Source organism: candidate division KSB1 bacterium (assembly GCA_022562085.1).
GTDB lineage: Bacteria > Zhuqueibacterota > Zhuqueibacteria > Oceanimicrobiales > Oceanimicrobiaceae > Oceanimicrobium.
Window position 1 is genome coordinate 1 of the sequence record JADFPY010000388.1, and the last position, 4,126, is coordinate 4,126.

The window sequence follows — 4,126 nt, forward strand, 5'->3', positions numbered from 1 at the left end:
AATGTTGTCGTCATTGAAATCGTAAAAGGTACTGTCATTGGCTAACCTGAGAACATTCCCATCAAAAGTCGTCTCGAAGGTAAATTGATAGGGAATTTCAAATCCTCCAAAACCAAATAAAGCGTGTCTGCAGATATTCTATAATTTAAGGTAACCTGAGTGTCTTCTTTCAAGGCATATTTAATGGTGGTCGTTGGATTAAATGGATTGGGATAGTTTTCGCCAATGAGAAACTTTCCACAACCGTTGAGAGAGCACTTTTACCGTTTGTTCCGCTCTTCTGTTTTTTCTTCTTCTTAATAATTACGCAATCCTTGCCCTCAATGAGTGTGCAATCGAACAGTTCAGCCGTAAGGGTTAAACCCACGGTATCGCCATCTTCAATATTTTCCAGGGCGGCCACAATCGCTTGGGTATCAAATTTAAGGGTCAGATCATCAAAACCATCGGCGCCTGCAGTTGTACAGTCGCAGTCATCTTGCCGATTCACCAGCGCTTATGATCAACATCTGGCCGAATGTAAAAAATGTCGCGAGAAGTTAAATTGGCTGAAGAAACTTGTTCACGATCAACAGTTTGAAAATCGGGAAGCGTGTGCAGAGATTCGTGGAGAGCTGGAAGCATATGCAGTGGGGAGGGCATCTAAAGTGCAAACGGAAGCTGTTCTCAATCACGCCGGCGAAGGTCACAATTGTAACGCCCTCTTGAGTCTTCTACCCAAGGCCTTTACTTTTGATGATGTTGAGCTTAGCGATATTCCCGTTTCTGAAAATCTGGTTGTAAGAATAGGAAGGGCTCTGGATCAAAAATTAGATGGTTCCTCAGCACATCCGGACGTTAAGAAAAACAAAAATGAAAGAGATTGCAGAAGATGTAAAAGACTTCATCGATGAGATCAGACTCTCCTTAACGCCATTTGAACCGGTCTTAGGGTTTCGGGGTGATGAAAAAATTCCAAAAAGCGAATTTGTTGAGGTGGCGCATACGGGGGAGACGTGGTCATAAACGTGGGATTTCCCAGCGTTATCGTAGAACTCTATTCGTCTCGTGACAAGTATCTCGATGATGGCGAATCGAATTCTGAAGGTAAAGTTGTTTTCACTGATATAGATTTTGGCAGTTACAAAATTAAGATTCTCGGTCACCGAATTGATGCATTGGAGTAAATTGCCTGCGTTTTTCAAACTCTTTGACAAATATTTCCGATTGTGTCAAGAAAAGCGTCAGGCAAAAACAGCAGAAGTTAAAATTCATCATATCGAAAACAGCCCACCACATGATCGTTCACCATGCCAACCGCTTGCATAAAGGCATAGCAAATAGTCGGACCGACAAATTTAAAACCGCGTTTGAGTAGATCTTTACTCATCGTTTCGGACTCAGGAGTTTTTGCGGGAAGGTCTTTTAATTGTTTGAAGCTGTTCGGCCTGGGTTTGCCGCCAATGAATTGCCAGATGTAAGTATCGAAATCGCTGAATTCTTTTTGGATTTCGAGAAATCCGCCGGCATTTTGAACGGCAGCGTTAACTTTGAGTTTATTGCGAACAATCCCCTCATTATTGAGAAGTTCTTGAATTTTGGTTTTATTGTATGCAGCTATTTTTTTGGGATCGAAATTATCAAAAGCTTTGCGGTAATTTTCTCGCTTTCTAAGAATGGTTATCCAACTCAATCCAGCTTGCGCGCCTTCAAGGATGAGCATTTCAAACAGCTTTTGGTCGTTGTGCTCGGGGATACCCCATTCTTTATCATGGTAGTCAAGATAGAGCGGGTCTGAGCCGGCCCATTCACATCTGGTTTTCATTTTTCGCCTCTCTTAATAAAAAGGAATACAGAGGTCTCAGAGATTCACAAAGAACAGAGAGAGTTTTTCTGAAAGTACAAAGGACTATTTAATTTTTAAATGCCCAAATGTTGTATTGAATAAAAACAGACAGTTGCTTTGCCCACTGATTTTTTATAGTCCTGTTTTTTAGGCATAGTTTTTTATAGATATTTTGTTTTTTCATTGTGATCTTTGTGCATCTTTGTGTCCTCTGTGTCTATCTTTTATACGAATGTTGCAATTTCTTCCAGTGACTTCTTGCTAATATCCGGAACCCTGGCATTTTCTTCGGGATAGCCAACCACAAGAATTAAATAAGCTCGTTCATTCGCCGGGCGTTTGAGAATTTTGCCTAGAAAACCCATTGGGCTGGGTGTATGGGTGAGAGAGACCAATCCGGCATGATGAATTGCAGTGACGAGAATACCGGTGGCGATACCCACTGATTCTTGTACGTAGTAGTTTTTTGATTTTATATTGTCGGTAGTGAGTTCATGACTTTGAGCAAAAATAACAATTAAGTACGGAGCCGTTTCAAGAAAAGGTTTGCTCGCATCGGTTCCTAATGGAGCCAAAGCCTCCAGCCATGCATCCGGCGCACGGCCGCTGTAAAAGGCCTCCTCCTCTTTTTCAGCAGCCTCCCGGATTTTCTTTTTTATCTCCGGGTCTGTGACTACGACGAAGTACCACGGCTGTTTGTTGGCACCGTTGGGTGCAGTTCCGGCGGCAAGTAGACACTTTTCAATGATCTCTTTTGGTACCGGCCGATCTGAAAAATCACGAACGGTTCGCCGCCGTTTTATGTCTTCATAAAAATCGGTTGCGCGTTTTTGCATTTTAGCCGGGGAAAATTCGGTTTGATTTGGGAGTGGAATAAACTTTGGTTTTTTGGTTTCCATTTGTTATTTTTCTAAATTGAGTTCCATAAATGTCGCTCCCTTAACAGGGTTAACCCGGTAGGGTTCAATAGTCTCAAAGCCTAGAGTCTGGTAAAGCCGAATGGCATTTTGCATCTCAGGTGTCGTATCCAGGCGCATACGCAGGTAGCCAATTTGGCGCGCTTCTTCAACGATGGATTCCGCAAGGCTTTTACCAATTTTTTTGCCTCGAAATCCTTTGCGTACAAAGAATCTCTTCATTTCACAAGTGGCCTTATCGATTTTTCTCAAGGCAACACAACCGGCAACTTTTGATCCATATTTGGCGATTAGCAAACGGCCTTCAGGAAGTGCATACCCGCCAGGAAGTTCGGAGAACTCGTGTTCAAAGTCCTGAAAAGAGAGGTCAAAACTCAGTGACTCTGCATATTCCTTGAAAAGGTCTCGGATGTGCTGGAGATCCTCTTTAGCGGCAGGCACAATTTTTAACATTGAAACTTTAATTTACTTATTCAGAAACATAAGCATCCGCTTCGATTTCCACAATAATTTCCGGTGAAATCAAACGGCTGACTTCCACCATCGTGGTCGCCGGCCGAATGTCTTTAAAAAATTCATGATGGGCCTTGCCCACTTTTTGCCAGTCATCAATATTGGTGACATAAATACGAGTGCGAACCACATCTTCGAGTGAGGCATCTGCTCTTTTCAGCGCGGTTTCAATATTTTTGAGCGATTGTATTGCTTGCGCATACGGATCATCACCTCCGACAATTTTGCCTTCTTCGTCTGTGGCGGTAGTTCCTGTGATATGAACGTGCGGGCCGATTCGCACCGCACGGGAGTAGCCAACGATAGTCTCCCATTTGGTTCCGGTTGAAATATTTTTCCTTTCCACTTTAGAATGTCTTTGAAGTTAGTTGAAAAATTTCTTTATCCGCTTCCGTAGAGGCGATAAGGTTTTCAAAATAAATGCGCACCGGACGGCCTTCAAATTCTTTGTTTATTGCAAGTTTGATATTACCAAAAGTCTGCCACTCTCTCCACCAGGACCCGGATGGTTTGGCGTCAGCCTCCTGGCCCTGCAGGACGTATTCCCATTTGTGCATTAACCGGTCGCTTTTGCCGATGTAAGCCCAGTAGGTGTCATCCGGGGTTAATCCGACATCTTCAAAGGTTATTTTGACCAGGTCATAAACTTGACCTTCGATTTCTTTCTCACCTTCATAATTCAAAATTACGCCAGGGTCGTTGAGCTGGTATGGCATAATCAACCAGTAGCTGTCGTTAATATATCGGCCGTAGGCTCTCTCTATCCATTTGGCTTTTGTAGAGTCCTCGATGACTTTTGTGCCGTCCAAAAAGACATCCCCTGTTTTGGTTTGGGTATTAAATATTGCAACAAAATGCTGGCCGTCTCGGC

Annotated in this window: 8 protein-coding genes; 2 read left to right on the top strand and 6 right to left on the bottom strand. The window is 43.1% G+C overall.

Annotated features, from left to right (window positions below):
* Positions 1 to 169 precede the first annotated feature (169 nt).
* Positions 170 to 490 carry a hypothetical protein gene (locus IH879_20875; GenBank protein MCH7677382.1) on the bottom strand — a complete coding sequence of 107 codons (321 nt, stop codon included), beginning with the start codon at positions 488 to 490 and terminating at the stop codon, positions 170 to 172.
* A gap of 362 nt (positions 491 to 852) precedes the next feature.
* On the opposite strand from IH879_20875, the gene IH879_20880 reads away from it, so the two are divergent.
* Both IH879_20880 and IH879_20885 read left to right on the top strand, forming a co-directional pair.
* Complete coding sequence (locus IH879_20880) at positions 853 to 1,005, top strand: hypothetical protein (protein MCH7677383.1); 153 nt, start codon at positions 853 to 855, stop codon at positions 1,003 to 1,005.
* A 2-nt stretch (positions 1,006 to 1,007) separates the two neighbouring features.
* Positions 1,008 to 1,166, top strand: coding sequence for a hypothetical protein (locus IH879_20885; GenBank protein MCH7677384.1), 159 nt, complete (start codon positions 1,008 to 1,010; stop codon positions 1,164 to 1,166).
* Positions 1,167 to 1,243: 77 nt separating this feature from the next.
* Here IH879_20885 and IH879_20890 read toward each other — a convergent pair whose 3' ends face one another.
* The 5 genes from IH879_20890 to IH879_20910 form a co-directional block, all read right to left on the bottom strand.
* Positions 1,244 to 1,804 carry a DNA-3-methyladenine glycosylase I gene (locus tag IH879_20890; protein MCH7677385.1) on the bottom strand — a complete coding sequence of 187 codons (561 nt, stop codon included), beginning with the start codon at positions 1,802 to 1,804 and terminating at the stop codon, positions 1,244 to 1,246.
* Positions 1,805 to 2,049: 245 nt separating this feature from the next.
* Entirely contained in the window at positions 2,050 to 2,724 is a 675-nt protein-coding gene (locus IH879_20895; protein ID MCH7677386.1) for a nitroreductase family protein, read from the bottom strand.
* A gap of 3 nt (positions 2,725 to 2,727) precedes the next feature.
* The gene (locus tag IH879_20900) at positions 2,728 to 3,195 is read right to left on the bottom strand and encodes a GNAT family N-acetyltransferase (protein MCH7677387.1); all 468 of its coding nucleotides are present in this window, start codon (positions 3,193 to 3,195) and stop codon (positions 2,728 to 2,730) included.
* 16 nt (positions 3,196 to 3,211) lie between these two features.
* Entirely contained in the window at positions 3,212 to 3,601 is a 390-nt protein-coding gene (locus tag IH879_20905; protein ID MCH7677388.1) for a RidA family protein, read from the bottom strand.
* A gap of 1 nt (position 3,602) precedes the next feature.
* The coding region (locus tag IH879_20910; protein ID MCH7677389.1) for a hypothetical protein at positions 3,603 to 4,126 on the bottom strand (524 nt) is incomplete at its 5' end.